The organism is Nocardioides antri (assembly GCF_008373765.1).
In the GTDB taxonomy this organism is placed as follows: domain Bacteria; phylum Actinomycetota; class Actinomycetes; order Propionibacteriales; family Nocardioidaceae; genus Nocardioides; species Nocardioides antri.
This window is the reverse complement of sequence record NZ_VUJW01000001.1, coordinates 735,610-750,116: the sequence shown is the minus strand read 5'-3', so window position 1 is coordinate 750,116 and position 14,507 is coordinate 735,610. Positions and strand designations below refer to the sequence as shown.

General features: G+C 72.6%; 16 protein-coding genes. 8 read left to right on the top strand and 8 right to left on the bottom strand.

The features are described 5' to 3' along the window. Positions 1 to 63: 63 nt before the first annotated feature. Together F0U47_RS03650 and serB are read left to right on the top strand one after the other, a co-directional pair. On the top strand, positions 64 to 801 hold the full coding sequence (locus tag F0U47_RS03650; protein WP_246159412.1) for an Rv1486c family protein: 738 nt from the start codon (positions 64 to 66) through the stop codon (positions 799 to 801). Positions 802 to 826: 25 nt separating this feature from the next. After that, complete coding sequence (gene serB / locus F0U47_RS03645) at positions 827 to 2,038, top strand: phosphoserine phosphatase SerB (protein ID WP_149748915.1); 1,212 nt, start codon at positions 827 to 829, stop codon at positions 2,036 to 2,038. On the opposite strand, the gene F0U47_RS03640 is transcribed toward serB, so the two are convergent. Next, entirely contained in the window at positions 2,035 to 2,574 is a 540-nt protein-coding gene (locus F0U47_RS03640) for a SixA phosphatase family protein (protein WP_149748914.1), read from the bottom strand. The two genes, serB and F0U47_RS03640, sit on opposite strands and share 4 nt — an antisense overlap. A gap of 35 nt (positions 2,575 to 2,609) precedes the next feature. On the opposite strand from F0U47_RS03640, the gene F0U47_RS03635 reads away from it, so the two are divergent. Next, a complete protein-coding gene (locus F0U47_RS03635; protein ID WP_188111146.1) occupies positions 2,610 to 3,323 on the top strand; it encodes a YwaF family protein in 714 nt (237 codons plus the stop codon). On the opposite strand, the gene fabI is transcribed toward F0U47_RS03635, so the two are convergent. The 3 genes from fabI to F0U47_RS03620 form a co-directional block, all read right to left on the bottom strand. Beyond that, the gene (fabI, locus tag F0U47_RS03630) at positions 3,268 to 4,050 is read right to left on the bottom strand and encodes an enoyl-ACP reductase FabI (protein ID WP_149748912.1); all 783 of its coding nucleotides are present in this window, start codon (positions 4,048 to 4,050) and stop codon (positions 3,268 to 3,270) included. The genes F0U47_RS03635 and fabI overlap by 56 nt on opposite strands. Position 4,051: 1 nt before the next feature. Further along, on the bottom strand, positions 4,052 to 4,777 hold the full coding sequence (gene fabG, locus F0U47_RS03625; RefSeq protein ID WP_149748911.1) for a 3-oxoacyl-ACP reductase FabG: 726 nt from the start codon (positions 4,775 to 4,777) through the stop codon (positions 4,052 to 4,054). A 224-nt stretch (positions 4,778 to 5,001) separates the two neighbouring features. Next, positions 5,002 to 5,214, bottom strand: coding sequence for a dodecin (locus F0U47_RS03620; RefSeq protein ID WP_149748910.1), 213 nt, complete (start codon positions 5,212 to 5,214; stop codon positions 5,002 to 5,004). 52 nt (positions 5,215 to 5,266) lie between these two features. On the opposite strand from F0U47_RS03620, the gene F0U47_RS03615 reads away from it, so the two are divergent. Together F0U47_RS03615 and F0U47_RS03610 are read left to right on the top strand one after the other, a co-directional pair. Further along, complete coding sequence (locus F0U47_RS03615) at positions 5,267 to 5,554, top strand: DUF3099 domain-containing protein (RefSeq protein ID WP_149748909.1); 288 nt, start codon at positions 5,267 to 5,269, stop codon at positions 5,552 to 5,554. Then, positions 5,551 to 5,754 carry an acetone carboxylase gene (locus tag F0U47_RS03610; protein WP_149748908.1) on the top strand — a complete coding sequence of 68 codons (204 nt, stop codon included), beginning with the start codon at positions 5,551 to 5,553 and terminating at the stop codon, positions 5,752 to 5,754. The genes F0U47_RS03615 and F0U47_RS03610 overlap by 4 nt, the downstream gene beginning before the upstream one ends. Before the next feature lie 16 nt (positions 5,755 to 5,770). Here the strand turns inward: F0U47_RS03610 and moaA are convergent, their stop codons facing one another. After that, positions 5,771 to 6,763 (bottom strand): GTP 3',8-cyclase MoaA, encoded by a 993-nt coding sequence (gene moaA / locus F0U47_RS03605; RefSeq protein WP_438362045.1) that lies wholly within the window; start codon positions 6,761 to 6,763, stop codon positions 5,771 to 5,773. A gap of 46 nt (positions 6,764 to 6,809) precedes the next feature. Between moaA and F0U47_RS03600 the strand changes: the two genes are divergently transcribed. After that, positions 6,810 to 7,589, top strand: a complete 780-nt coding sequence (locus F0U47_RS03600) for an SURF1 family cytochrome oxidase biogenesis protein (RefSeq protein ID WP_188111145.1) — start codon at positions 6,810 to 6,812, stop codon at positions 7,587 to 7,589. Here F0U47_RS03600 and F0U47_RS03595 read toward each other — a convergent pair. After that, positions 7,581 to 8,348 (bottom strand): SDR family oxidoreductase, encoded by a 768-nt coding sequence (locus F0U47_RS03595; RefSeq protein ID WP_149748906.1) that lies wholly within the window; start codon positions 8,346 to 8,348, stop codon positions 7,581 to 7,583. The two genes, F0U47_RS03600 and F0U47_RS03595, sit on opposite strands and share 9 nt — an antisense overlap. A gap of 29 nt (positions 8,349 to 8,377) precedes the next feature. On the opposite strand from F0U47_RS03595, the gene F0U47_RS03590 reads away from it, so the two are divergent. Continuing rightward, positions 8,378 to 10,336 (top strand): carboxypeptidase regulatory-like domain-containing protein, encoded by a 1,959-nt coding sequence (locus F0U47_RS03590; RefSeq protein WP_149748905.1) that lies wholly within the window; start codon positions 8,378 to 8,380, stop codon positions 10,334 to 10,336. A gap of 10 nt (positions 10,337 to 10,346) precedes the next feature. Here the strand turns inward: F0U47_RS03590 and F0U47_RS03585 are convergent, their stop codons facing one another. Both F0U47_RS03585 and glpK read right to left on the bottom strand, forming a co-directional pair. After that, a complete protein-coding gene (locus tag F0U47_RS03585; protein ID WP_149748904.1) occupies positions 10,347 to 12,101 on the bottom strand; it encodes a glycerol-3-phosphate dehydrogenase/oxidase in 1,755 nt (584 codons plus the stop codon). Between the two features lie 13 nt (positions 12,102 to 12,114). After that, the gene (gene glpK, locus F0U47_RS03580) at positions 12,115 to 13,638 is read right to left on the bottom strand and encodes a glycerol kinase GlpK (protein ID WP_149748903.1); all 1,524 of its coding nucleotides are present in this window, start codon (positions 13,636 to 13,638) and stop codon (positions 12,115 to 12,117) included. 140 nt (positions 13,639 to 13,778) lie between these two features. Here glpK and F0U47_RS03575 point away from each other — a divergent pair, with 140 nt between their 5' ends. After that, the gene (locus F0U47_RS03575; protein WP_149748902.1) at positions 13,779 to 14,507 is read left to right on the top strand and encodes an SDR family NAD(P)-dependent oxidoreductase; all 729 of its coding nucleotides are present in this window, start codon (positions 13,779 to 13,781) and stop codon (positions 14,505 to 14,507) included.

The window sequence follows — 14,507 nt, the reverse complement described above, 5'->3', positions numbered from 1 at the left end:
ACCCTATAGACCCCTCGAACCCGTCCTGAGGTGACCTGCCCGCGTGCCCTATCGTCGCCCGTCGTGGCGACCGAGATGCCGGTGGCGGGCCGGCTGGCGTGGTGGGGGACGGCGTTCCTCCGCGGCCTGGCGAGCCCCGATGCGTACGTCGACGCGGTGCTCGCCGACGACGCCGCCCACGTGTTCGCAGGTCCGGAGGGGCCGGGTTCGCTGCTCGAGGCGACGGCCGGACTGCGGCGGGCGGGGGCCACGGCGCTCGGCGCGGCGTTCCCGGCGCCCGGCGACCCGCACGGCCTCGGCGGGCCACCGGCGTTCTCGACGGCGGCGACCGACGCCGGGGAGGCGGTCGTCGCGCTGGGCGTCCCGACGGAGCCCGGCATCGGCTGGGTACCGGTCCGGGTGGGACGCGCGATCGAGTGGTCGTCGTACGACGCGCGGCGGCGGATGCCGCCCGACCTCGGCGAGGCCGACCGGACACTCCGCCGCGCCCTGCTGGAGGCGGCCAACGAGCTCGCGCGGCTCGACGTCGCGCGGTGGCGGCCCGAGGTCGCCGACGCGCTGCACGACCTCCGGGCCGGCGACCCGGTGACCGCGCCGGCCGGTGTCCCTCACCGAGCCGCGGACCTGGCCCGTCGCGCCCTGCACCTCGGCGAGGTCGTCGACCTCGCGCTCGACAGCGAGGGCGCCGCGGTGAGCGCCGGCGAGATCGCCGCCCGCCGTGCTGTGCTCGTACCGCTCGGCGCGGCCGCGCGGCACGCCCTGACGGCCGCCTGCTCGCCGGACGGCTGGCCGGATGCGTGACCTGAGGCATTAGCCTCGTGCCGACATGACCACACCTGCCGACACGCTGCTGATCACGCTCACGGGCAAGGACCGACCCGGGGTCACCTCGGCGATCTTCGGCGCCCTCGCAGGTGCCGGCGTCAACGTCATCGACCTCGAGCAGATCCTCCTGCGGCGGCGCCTGATCCTCGGCGTCCTGGTCACCGCGCCCCGCGACGTCAAGAAGCTCTGCAAGGCCGTGGAGAAGGTCGCCGCCGACCTCGCGATGGCGGTCGAGATCGAGCAGGGCACGGGCGACAACCGGCCTCGACGGGAGGGCCGTTCGCACGTCACGGTCATCGGGACCCCGCTCAAGGCGTCGGCGATGGGAGCGATCGCCGGCCGGATCGCCGACCTCGGTGGCAACATCGACCGGATCGAGCGGATGGCGCGCTACCCCGTCACAGCCATCGAGCTCGACGTGTCGGGCGCCGACCCAATGGCCCTGCGCCGCCTGCTGGCGCGGGACGCCCGGTCGCTCTCGGTCGACGTGGCCGTCCAGCCCGCCTCGCTGCTGCGGCACGCCGTGCGGCTGATCGTCATGGACGTCGACTCGACGCTGATCCAGGGCGAGGTGATCGAGATGATCGCGGCCCACGCGGGCTTCGAGGCCGAGGTCGCCACGATCACCGAGGCTGCGATGCGCGGCGAGATCGACTTCGAGGAGTCGCTGCGCGCGCGGGTGAAGCTGCTCGCCGGCCTCGACGCCGAGGTCCTGGACCAGGTCTACGACTCGATCGTGATCAACCCCGGTGCCCGGACCCTGGTGCGGACGTTGCGGCGCCTCGGCTACCGGTTCGCGATCGTGTCGGGGGGCTTCACCCACATCACCGACCGGCTGGCGGCCGAGCTCGGGATCCACCGCGCCCGCGCCAACACGCTCGAGATCGTCGACGGCAGGCTCACCGGCAACGTCATCGGCGACGTGGTCGACCGCGCCGGCAAGGCGAAGGCGCTCCGCGAGTTCGCGGCCGACCTCGGCGTGCCCGTGGCCGCGACGATCGCGATCGGCGACGGCGCCAACGACCTGGACATGCTCGAGGCGGCCGGCCTCGGCATCGCCTACAACGCACGTCCGGTCGTCCGTGAGGTCGCCGACACCTCGCTCAACATCCCCTACCTCGACGCGATCATGTACCTCCTCGGCATCAGTCGCGAGGAGATCGAGGCCGCCGACGCCGCGGAAGGCATCGTCACGCCGGCTCCCCCGGTCTAGGACTCGTCCGCGGTGTCTGCGCTGTCGCGGCCCACGTGGAAGAGCGTGAGCCGGGTGCGACCCATCGCGACGTCGGCCCAGCCACCGGGCAGCTCGAAAACCGCGGTCGCGCTGGTCGGGAAGCCGCGCATCAGCCGGTCCACCGCGTCGGGCGGCCCGTCGCCGTCGTCGAGCAGCTGCGCGAGCAACCCCATGGTCGGGTTGTGGCCGACGACGACCAGCGTGCCGACCGCCTCGTCGACGGCCCGCACCAGGTCGAGGACGCCGTCCTCGTCGGCGTTGTAGAGCGAGTCGTCGAGATCGGGTGCGACCGACCACCCGGCGCCGTCGGCGAGCGCCTCCCAGGTCTGGCGGGCCCGCAGCGCCGCCGACACGAGCGCGGCGTCGGGTTCGACCCCCTGCCCGGCAAGCCACGCGCCGGCAGCGGCGGCGTCCCGACGGCCGCGAGGAGCCAGCTCCCGCTCGAAGTCGGTCGGCCCGTACGCCTCGGCCTTCGCGTGCCGGACCACGACCAGCCGATGGGGGGTGCTCACCATACCCGAAAGCCTAGGGGGTGAGAGAGGATGGAGACGTGTCGTCGTACGGGCCGAGCCACCTGGTGCCGCTGGTCCTCTTCGCGGTCGGCCTCTTCGGCGCCGCGTGGCTGGGCCGGCAGCATCGTGCTGCCGACGGACCGACCCAGTTCAGCCGGACCATGGCGGTGCTGATCCCGGCGGTGACGGTCCCGTTCCAGGTCGTCGACCTGGTCGCCAACTTCGACATCGGCGTGACGCTGCCGCTGCACCTGTGCGACCTGGCCTGGGTCGCGGCGACGTGGGCGCTGTGGTCGCACCGGCCGTTCCCGGTGGCCCTGACGTTCTTCTGGGGTCTGACCCTCACCATCCAGGGAGTGCTGACGCCTGCCCTGAACGAGGAGATCCCACACCCGCGGTACTTCGCGTTCTGGGCGCTGCACCTGCTGATCGTGTGGGCGGCTGTCTACCTCGTGGTGGGGCTGCGCCTGGTGCCGCGGTGGCGGGACTACGGCGCGACGGTCCTCACGACGCTGGTCTGGGCCGTGGCGACGTACGCCTTCAACGTCGTCGCCGACACCAACTACGGCTACCTGATGCGCAAGCCGCGCAGCTCGATCCTCGACTACTTCCACGACTGGCCGTGGTACGTCGTCGAGGAGATCGTGCTCATCGTCGCCGTGTGGGCGCTGATGACCTGGGTGCTGCAGGGGGCGGTCAAGCGCCCATCGCGTGGAAGCCACCGTCCACGTGAACGATCTCTCCCGTCGTAGCCGGGAACAGGTCGGACAGCAGCGCGCCGACGGCGCGGGCCGTGGGCTCGGTGTCGGAGTTGTCCCAGCCGAGCGGGGCGCGGGTCTTCCACATGTCCTCGAGGTCGCCGAAGCCCGGGATCGCCTTGGCGGCGAGGGTGCGCAGCGGCCCGGCGGAGACCAGGTTGACCCGGATGCCCTGCGGGCCGAGGTCGCGCGCGAGGTAACGCGAGCAGGACTCCAGCCCGGCCTTCGCGACGCCCATCCAGTCGTACGCCGGCCAGGCCACGGTCGCATCGAAGGTCAGCCCGACGATCGAGCCGCCCGTCGGCATCAGGGGGCGGCAGGCGACGGCGAGCGACTTCAGGGAGTACGCCGACACCTGGACCGCCTGCGCCACGTCCTCCCACGGCCCGTCGAGGAAGTTCCCGCCGAGCAGGGTCTCGGGGTTGCCGTAGGCGATCGAGTGGACGACGCCGTCGAGCGTCGCCTCCTCGCCGAGGTGCTCGCGGACCATCGCCGGGAGGTTCGCGAGGTGGTCGGCGTCGGTGACGTCGAGCTCGAGCACCGGCGGCGTCTCGGGCAGCCGCTTCGCGATCCGCTGGGTGATCCCGAGTGCGCGGCCGAAGTTGGAGATCAGCACCGTCGCGCCCTGCTCCTGCGCGAAGCGGGCCACGGCGAAGCCGATGGACGTGTTGTGGGTGACGCCGGTGACCAGGACGTTCTTGCCCTCGAGGATGCCTGCCATGTCAGTGCCCCATTCCCAGGCCGCCGTCGACGGGGATCACGGCGCCGGTGACGTAGGCCGACGCCGGCGCGGCCAGCCACGTCACAGCCGCGGCGACCTCCTCCGGCTGTGCGTAGCGCCCGAGCGGGATCTGACCCCGGATCGCGTCCTTCTGCTCGTCGCTCAGCACCGCGGTCATGTCGGTCTCGACATAGCCCGGAGCGACGACGTTGGCGGTGATCGACCGGGACCCGAGCTCGCGGGCCAGCGATCGCGCCATGCCGACCAGGCCGGCCTTCGACGCCGCGTAGTTGACCTGGCCCGGTGAGCCGAGGAGGCCGACGACGCTGGAGATGAAGATGATCCGGCCGCGCTTGAGTCGCAGCATGCCCTTGGCCGCCCGCTTCGCCAGCCGGAAGGAGCCGGTGAGGTTGGTGTCGATGACCGACGACCAGTCCTCCTCCGACATCCGCAGCAGGAGCGTGTCGGCCGTGATCCCGGCGTTGGCGACGAGGATCTCGACCGGCCCGTGCGCCTCCTCGGCCGCGGCGAACGCGGCGTCGACGTCGGCGGGGTTGGTGATGTCGGCCTTGATCTCGAGCGCGCCGTCGGGCGCACCGCCGCTGCGGGTGGTCACGGCGACCCGGTCGCCCTGGGCGAGGAACGCCTCGGCGATCGCGCGGCCGATGCCACGGTTGCCGCCGGTGACGAGGACCGAGCGCGGCTCGGTGACGGTCGGGGTGTTCACGTCTTCGACGCTAGCGCCCCGACCGGTCGCCGCTCGCTGCGCTCACCGCGCAACTTAGCCCGGTGGTTTTGTGGAGACTCGACAAAGAGGGGGTGGCGTGGGGTGGCGTGGGATACCCGGTTGACCGGGTATCCCACGGGTTGTCCGCTACTGCAGAGGCCGACAACCCGCGGCGTACCCGGTCGACCGGGTATTCCGCGGCCCGGGACCTGACAAACCCCCGCCTAGTCGTCCTCGAGCCGGAACCCGACCTTCATCGTGACCTGGAAGTGCTCGACCTGGCCGTCCTTGATCTGGCCGCGCGTCCCGATGACCTCGAACCAGTCGAGGTGGCGCAGCGTCATGGCGGCGCGCTCGATGCCGTTGCGGACGGCCTGGTCGATGCCATCAGGTGAGGTGCCGACGATCTCGGTGACCCGGTAGGTGCGGTTGCTCATGGGGGTGAGCCTAGACCTGCTCGGGTGCCCCCGAGCGGCGTAGGCTGCAGGTATGTCCGACGCCCCGATCCGGATCACCACCGCGGGATCCACGCCGCAGGCCGACCTGGCCCGCCGGCAGCGTCGCTACATCATCTCGATGTCGATCCGGACGGCGTGCTTCATCGGCGCTGCGATCGCCGGGATGGCGGGCATCACGTGGCTCTGGCCGATCCTGATCGCCGCCGCTGTGATCCTCCCCTACGTCGCGGTCGTCAACGCCAACGCCGCCAGCTCCAAGACCGACGCCCTGCCCCTCACCGACGGTGGGCGCAGCGACCGTCAGCTGGGCTCGAAGTGACCGGAGCACCTCAGAGCGAGCCGGAGCTCTGCTCCGCCAAGGGCTGTCGCGCAGGCGCCGCGTGGCAGCTGCTCTGGAACAACCCGCGGATCCACACGCCCGACCGGCGCAAGGTCTGGCTCGCGTGCGACGACCACAAGGACTCGCTCGAGGCGTTCCTCGGCGCCCGTGGGTTCCTGAAGGACACGGTGCCGCACTAGGCCGCAATAGGCCGCACTAGCCGCCGATGGCGGACATCGGGCGGTCGGGCTGCAGGAAGGTCGGGTCGTCGATGCCGTGGCCGGCGGCCTTGCCGGCCATCGCGACCAGCCACCGGTCGGCGAGTTCCTCGTCGGTGGCGCCGGCGCGCATCGCCGCGCGCAGGTCGGACTCCTGCCGGGCGAAGAGGCAGTTGCGCACCTGGCCGTCGGCGGTGAGGCGGACCCGGTCGCAGTCGCCGCAGAACGGCCGGGTGACCGAGGCGATCACGCCCACCGTCGCCGGGCCCCCGTCGACGAGGAACAGCTCCGCCGGGGCACTCCCCCGGGGCTCGGTGGCCGGCGTGAGCGCGAACTCCTGGTCCAGGTGGCGGAAGATCTCGTCGGCGGTGACCATCTCCTCGCGCGACCAGCCGTGCTGGGCGTCGAGGGGCATCTGCTCGATGAAGCGCAGCTGGTAGCCCCGCTCGAGGCACCAGCGGAGCAGCTCGGGCGCCTCGTCGTCGTTGACGCCCCGGAGCAGCACGGCGTTGACCTTCACCGGGCCGAGCCCGGCGGCCTCGGCGGCCGCGAGCCCCGCGACCACGTCGTCGAACCGGTCGCGGCGGGTGATCTCCTGGAAGGTCGTCGGGCGGACGGTGTCGAGGCTGACGTTGACCCGGTCGAGCCCGGCGTCCGCCAGCGCCTGCGCCGTGCGGGCGAGGCCGATCCCGTTGGTGGTGATCGAGAGCTCGACGCCGGGGTCGAGCGCGCTGGTGCGGCGCACGATGTCGACCAGGCCGCGGCGCACGAGCGGCTCACCACCGGTGAAGCGCACCTCGCGGACGCCGAGCCGCTCCACGGCGATCGCGATCAGCCGCACCACCTCGTCGTCGGTGAGCTGGTCGTCGCCCGGCAGCCAGTCGAGCCCCTCGGCCGGCATGCAGTAGGTACAGCGCAGGTTGCAGCGGTCGGTCAGCGACACCCGGAGGTCTGTCGCCACCCGACCATAACGGTCCACGAGCGGCTGCACCCTCCCAAGGATAGGCGCAACCCCTGACAGCACTACCGTGGTGCCCGTGCGTGAGTGGCTGGGGTCATGGCAGTTCCTGCTCAGCCGCCGCTGGTTCCTCTTCTTCCTGACGGTCGTTCTCCTCGGAATCGGCACCTGGTGGCTCGGCGAGTGGCAGTTCGGCCGCCTCGACGACCGCCGCGACCGCAACGCCGTGATCGAGGCGAACGCGCACGACGACCCGGTGCCCGTCGACGAGGTGCTCGCGGTCGGCGAGCCGGTCGCCGCGGACGAGGAGTACACCGTGGTCGAGGCAACGGGCACGTACGCCGCCGAGGACACCCTCCTGGTCCGCTACCGCACCCGCGACGGCGCCCCCGGGATGCAGGTGGTCGTCCCGCTGGTGACGGCGGACGGCACCACGTTGGTCGTCGACCGCGGCTGGATGCCGGAGGGCGACCCGGGCGTCGAGCCGATCGACCTTGTGCCGGAGCCGCCGGCCGGCGAGGTGACCATCACCGGCTGGGTGCGCGCCGACGGCGAGGGCGAGAGCACCGAGGTCTCGGACGGCGGGATGCGCGCGATCTCGAGCGAGGCGGTCGGCCAGGCGCTCGACCGCGAGGTGTACGGCGGGTTCGTGGAGCTCCTGTCCGAGGAGCCGGAGCCGGCGGAGTCGCTCGAGCGCCCCGAGGAGCCCGACACCGACGAGGGCCCGCACTTCTTCTACGGGCTCCAGTGGTGGTTCTTCGGCGTGCTCGCCCTCGGCGGCTTCGGCTACCTCGCCTGGGACGAGCGGAAGCACGGCCCGCGCGGCGAGCGACGCCGACGCGAGACCGCGTCAGAATGAGCGGGTCATGCCCCCGTCGACGGGCACCATCGTGCCGGTGACGAACGACGCCGCCGGCGACAGCAGGAACGCCGCGACCCGGCCGAACTCGGCAGGCGCGCCGTACCTCCGTAGCGGGATCCGCTCCCGCCAACGGTGACGCGCGGCATCGGCGTCGCCGGTCGCCTCGTCCAGCTCGGCGACCCGCTCGGTGCTCACGCGGCCGGGCAGCAGCCCGTTGACGCGCACGCCGCGCGGACCGAGCTCGTCGGCCAGGTCCTTGGCGACCATCGCAAGTCCCGGCCGCAGGCCGTTGGAGACGGTGAGACCCGCCGCCGGCTCCCGTACGCTGGTGGAGAGCACCATCGCGATCGCCCCGTCCTCGCCGAGCACCGCGCCGATCTCGCGGGCGAGCCGCACCCCGCCGAGGAACACCGACGAGAAGGACTCGGTCCACTGCTCGTCGGTGATCGCGCCGAGCGTGCCGGGGGGCGGGCCGCCGACGCTGATCAGCGCGCCGTCGAGCCGGCCCCACCGGTCCTGCGCAGCCGCGATCAGCCTTCCCGGGGTCGCCGGGTCCGCGTTGTCGGTCGCGACACCGACCGCGCGGTTCTCCCCCACCACGTCCAGCGCGGCGACCGCCGAGTCGACGTTGGCCTGCGAGCGACCCGAGACGACGACGCGGGCCCCCTCGGCCGCGAGCGTCTCCGCCGTCGCCCTTCCGAGCCCGCGCGTCCCACCGGTGACGATGAAGACGCGGTCGCGAAGATCAAGATCCATGCTGCGAGGTTAGGGCGTACTGTGTCGCAATGCCCCGCCGCCCCCGGGCCGGACGGGCGCCGATCTCGGGCGTTGCTCTCGTGCTGGCGCTGATCGTCACTCTCCTCACCGGCACGTCCGCGACAGCCGCAACCGGCACCCTCAACGGCATCGTGAGCGGACCCGACGGGACCCCGTACGGGTCGTTCATGGTCGAGGTCTACGAGGCCGACGGTCCGGACCGCTGGCGCCTCGCGGCGTCCCAGACCGTGTGGCAGAGCAGCACCGCACTGCCGCCCGGCGAGTTCTCGCTCGCGCTGCCCACCGGCACGTACCGGGCGTGCTTCCGGGCACCGGACGAGATGTGGTGGGAGGACGTGGGACAGCGCTGCTGGTCAGGCGGCTACGACGTCTGGGGCGCCACCGACATCGTCCTCGCCGAGGGCGGTACGACGACGGTCACGCCCTCGCTCCCCCTGGAGGCCCGCCTGCGCGGTCGTGTCGTCGGTGCCGGCGGGGCCGGCGTGTCGGCGTACGTCGCGCCGTACCGGCGGATGCCGGACGGGACCTGGCAGTGGCGCGGCGGCGAGCAGAGCCTGGCCGACGGCACCTTCGTCGTACCCGACCTCGACCCCGGCACGTACCGGTTCTGCCTCCTTGACGTGCCGCGGGAGTTCCTCCCGGAGTGCTGGGAGGATGTCGCCTCCCTGGACGACGCCCAGGAGGTGACAGTCGACCCAGACACGACGTCCGCCATCTACTTCCGCGTCGCCCGGCGCGCCACGATCTCCGGGAGCGTCACCCGCCCACCGGCATCGACGGGATACGTGAGTGTCGTTGCCTACCGGCGGCAGGCCGACCGGTGGCAGTACACCGCCGCTGACGATGTCGGCGGCGACGGCGGATACCGGATCGCCGGCCTGGACGCTGACACCTACCGCGTGTGCGCGTCCGGGTACGACGTCGTCACCGCCTGCTGGCGCCACGGCTCCCAACCGGCGGAGGCCAGGGACATCGTGCTCGCGACGAGCCAGCAGCGGACCGGCATCGACCTCGCACCGGGACCCGCCGGATTCGTCGAGGGCACGCTGCCCGAGATGTACCTCGGCGCCCAGGGCTACCCCAACGTGACGGCGTGGCGACGGGTTGGCGACGACTGGGAGGCGGTCGCGACCGGTGAGTCCGTCCCCGTGGGCGTCGGGAACGACTGGACCTATGCGGTCGGCTCGCTCCCCACCGGGACCTACGTGGTGTGCGTCAACCACCAGGAGCCCGAGTTCGTGCCCGCGTTCCCGCACACCTGCAACGGCGGCAGCCCGACGCCGCAGGGCGGCGAGCCGTTCGAGGTGATCGCCGGAGCGACGACGACGGGGATCGACATCGCCACCGGCCAGGCGGGCGAGATCCGCGGTCGCGTCAACGGCGCGACCGAGCCGGTCCGGGTGGACCTGTACATGCCGTCCGGCCGGCTGGCGACCACGCGGACGACCGACGCGAACGGCTACTACCGCTTCCGGGAGATCCCGTCCGGCAGCTACTTCGTCGGCTTCCACCGGGAGACGGCGGCGTCATCCCTGGCCGCTGAGTGGTGGCGCAACCGGGGCGACGGCGGCGGGCTCGCCGGCGCGACCCCGGTGCCGGTCGACGCCGCCATCGTCAGCGGCATCAGCGCCACCCTCGACCCGGGCGGCACGATCACCGGCCGGCTGCTGGACGGGTCCGGCGACCCCGTCGTCGGCTGCCAGCTCCGGGCGCGCGCGCCGGACAACGCGCTCGCGGTCCGCCGGACGGTGACCGACGCTGAGGGTTACTTCGCGGTCGGCGGGCTCAGCACGGCGTCGTACCTCGTGCTCGTCACGCGCGCGTGCAGCGGCGCGGCGACCGGGCTCTACTACGACGCCGACTCACCCACCCGGACGAACCCGCAGGTGCGCGACGCCGACCCGGTCGCGGTGGTCCGGGGGCAGACCGCGCCCCTGGCCGGCGACCTCGTCGCCGCGACGCCGTAGGCACCCCCGATCAGTCGACGACGCCCTCGATGCTCTCCGCCACGTGGGAGACGGGCACCACGTCGGGCGCGCCCTTCCGGGCGGCGTCGGCGGTGTGGTCGTCCGGCTGCCGCTGGCTCTCGCGCTCGGCCTCGACCCGCTTGAGGTAGTGCTCCAGCTCGCGGCCGTGCTGCGCGGAGTCCCAGCCGAGGTAGCCGCGGGCGAGGTCCGCGACGCACGGAGCGGCAGCGACGCCGCGGTCGAACGTCTCGATCGAGATCCGCGTACGGCGGGTGAGCACGTCGTCGAGGTGGCGGGCGCCCTCGTGGGTGACGGCGTACACCGCCTCGGCCTTGAGGTAGTCCTCGGCGCCCGGCAGCGGATCGGCGAGGTCGGGCTCGGCGGCGACCAGGTCGAGCACCTCCAGCACCAGTGAGCCGTAGCGCTCCAGCAGGTGCTCGATCCGGTTGATCGCCAGCCCGGACTGGGCTGCCAGCGTGCGGCGCTGGTTCCACAGCGCCTGGTAGCCGTCGGCGCCGACGAGCGGGATCTGCTCCGTCACGCACGGCCCCACCGTCTTCCCCTCCGAGATCTCCAGGCCCCGCACGGCCTCGTCGACCGCGTCGGCCGCCATCACCCGGTAGGTCGTGTACTTGCCGCCGGCGATCACCACCAGGCCCGGCACGGAGTGCGCGACGGCGTGCTCGCGCGACAGCTTCGACGTGGCCGCGTCCTCGCCCGCCAGGAGCGGCCGGAGGCCGGCGTACACGCCCTCGACGTCGTCGCGGGTCAGCGGCACCTCGAGCACTGCGTTGACGTGCTCGAGCAGGTAGTCGATGTCGCTCGAGCTCGCCGCCGGGTGGTCCTTCGAGAGCGCCCAGTCGGTGTCCGTGGTGCCGATGATCCAGTGCCGCTTCCACGGGATGACGAACAGCACCGACTTCTCCGTGCGCAGGATCAGGCCGGTCTCGCCGCGGACGCGGTCGCGGGGTACGACGAGATGGATGCCCTTGCTCGCCCGCACCTGGAACTGGCCGCGCTCGCGGGCCATCGCCTGGGTCTCGTCGGTCCAGATGCCCGTCGCGTTGATGACCTGGGACGCGCGGATCTCGAACCGGTGGCCGGTCTCGAGGTCGATCACCTCGGCGCCGACGACCCGCTCGCTCTCCTTGATCAGGCCGATCACACGGGTTCGGCTCGCGACCGCGGCGCCGTAGGTCGCCGCGGTCCGCGCGAGGAACATGGTGTGGCGCGCGTCGTCGACCTGCGCGTCGTAGTACTTGATCGCGCCGACCAGGGCGTCCTTGCGCAGCGACGGGAAGGCCTTGCGAGCGCCGTGCCGGGTCAGGTGCCGATGCACCGGCGTGCCGTCGCCGTAGCCGCTCGTCTTGGCCAGCGCGTCGTAGAGCGCGACGCCGGAGCCGGCGTACCAGCGCTCCCAGCCGCGACCGGTCAGCGGGTAGAGGAAGGGCACCGGACGGACCAGGTGCGGCGCCAGCCGCTGCATGAGCAGGCCCCGCTCCTTGAGCGCCTCGGCCACCAGCCGGAAGTCGAGCATCTCCAGGTAGCGCAGCCCGCCGTGGATCAGCTTGGAGCTGCGGCTCGACGTGCCGGAGGCGAAGTCGCGGGCCTCGACCAGGCCGACCTTGAGGCCACGGGTCGCGGCGTCGAGGGCGCACCCCGAGCCGACGACGCCGGCGCCGATCACGAGCACGTCGAACTGCTGGCTCTCGAGGCGCTTGAGCGCCGCGGCGCGGGCGCGGGGCGACAGGGCGGCGGGCGTCATCGGGGCTCCCTCATCACACCTCGACCCAGTCGAGCGTGCGCTGCACGGCCTTCTGCCAGCGGGCGTAGCCGTCGGCTCGACGGTCCTCGTCCCACTGGGGCTCCCAGCGGGTGTCCTCGCGCCAGTTCTGCCGCAGCTCGTCGGTGCTGGACCAGAACCCGACGGAGAGGCCGGCAGCGTACGCCGCGCCGAGCGCCGTCGTCTCCGGGACGACCGGCCGGCTGACGGGCACGCCCAGCACGTCGGCCTGGATCTGCATGCACAGCTGGTTGGCGGTCACTCCCCCGTCGACCTTGAGCACCTCCAGCTCGACACCCGAGTCCTGGCACATCGCCTCGACGACGTCACGGGACTGGTAGCAGATGGCCTCAAGGGTCGCCCGCGCCAGGTGGGCGTTGGTGTTGAAGCGGGACAGGCCGACGATGGCGCCGCGGGCGTCGGAGCGCCAGTACGGCGCGAACAGGCCCGAGAACGCCGGCACGAAGTAGACGCCGCCGTTGTCCTCGACCTGGCGGGCCAGCGCCTCGGACTCGGCCGCTCCGCTGATGATGCCGAGCTGGTCGCGCAGCCACTGCACGGCGGAGCCGGTGACGGCGATCGAGCCCTCGAGCGCGTAGACGCAGGGCTCGTCGCCGAGCCGGTAGGCCGGCGTCGTGAGCAGCCCCGCCTTCGACCGCACGATCTCGGTGCCGGTGTTGAGCAGCATGAAGTTGCCGGTGCCGTAGGTGTTCTTGGCCTCGCCGGGTGCGAAGCAGACCTGGCCGACGGTGGCGGCCTGCTGGTCGCCGAGGATGCCGGTGAGCGGCACCTCGCCGCCAAACGGGCCGGTCCTGCGCGTCACGCCGAACGGGCCGCCGGACGCCGCGGCCGACGACTCCCGGATGACGGGCAGCATCGCCCGCGGGACGCCGAAGAACCCGAGCAGCTCGTCGTCCCAGTCTAGGGTCTCGAGGTCCATCAGCATGGTGCGGCTGGCGTTGGTGACGTCGGTGACGTGGACCCCGCCGTCCGGGCCACCCGTGAGGTGCCACAGCAGCCAGGTGTCCGCCGTACCGAACAGTGCATCGCCGCGCTCGGCGGCCTCCCGCACGCCGTCGACGTTCTCGAGGATCCACTGCAGCTTCCCGCCGGCGAAGTACGTCGCCGGGGGCAGTCCCGCCCGGTGCCGGATCACGTCGCCTCGCCCGTCCCGGTCGAGGGCCGCGGCGATGCCGTCGGTGCGGGTGTCCTGCCACACGATCGCGTTGTGGAGCGGGCGGCCCGTGCGCCGGTCCCAGACGAAGGTGGTCTCCCGCTGGTTCGTGATCCCGACCGCCGCCAGGTCATCGGCGCCGAGCCGGGCCTTGCCGAGCGCGGTCTGCACGACGGCCGACGTCCGCTCCCAGATCTCGACCGGGTTGTGCTCGACCCAGCCTGCCCGCGGCAGGACCTGCTCGTGCTCGAGCTGGTGGCGCACGACCTCGGCGCCCGCATGGTCGAACACCATGAACCTGGTGCTCGTCGTGCCCTGGTCGATGGCCCCCACGTATTCCGCCACGGACCCACTCTGGCACGTCAGTCCGGCGAGATGAGCGGGAAGTGCAGCGCGGCGGGCGCGGAACAGCCGATCCCGATCGCGTTCATCTCCCCCGACCGAGCCCTTGACTTCAAGTTAACTTTAAGTTTCACGATGGGTGCATGACCACCAAGACAGCACTCATCACCGGCGGCAGCGCCGGCCTCGGCCGCGCGCTCGTGGCCGCACTCTCCGACCAGGGCTGGCACGTCGTGACCGACGGCCGCGACGCCGCCCGCCTCGACCGCCTCCGTGACCTCCCCGGCGCCGACCGGATCACCGCGATCCCGGGCGACGTCACCGACGCCGGCCACCGCGACGCGCTCCGCGCGGCCGTCGACGAGCGCGGCGGTCTCGACCTCCTCGTCCACAACGCCAGCGCGCTCGGACCGATCAGCGGGGACACCCGGCACCGCCTGCTGGCCGACACGACGCCGGAGGACCTGCAGTACGTCTGGCGCCACAACGTCGGCGCGCCGCTCGTCCTCACGTCGCTGCTGCTGCCGAGGCTCGCCGCCTCCCGCGGGGTGCTCCTCTCGATCTCGTCCGACGCAGCGGTCGAGCACTACGCCGGGTGGGGGCTCTACAGCGCCTCGAAGGCGGGGCTGGACCACATCACGCTGACCTTCGCCGCCGAGAACCCCGAGATCACGGCGTACGCCGTCGACCCGGGCGACATGCGGACCCAGATGCACCAGGACTGGTTCCCGGGCGAGGACATCTCCGACCGCCCGCTCCCGGAGACCGTCGTCCCGCACCTGCTCGCCCTGCTGTCCAGCCGGCCCCCGTCGGGCCGCTACCGCGCCGCCGATTTCCCCGCGCTCCGTGCGGCGGACCGGGCGGTGGTCTGA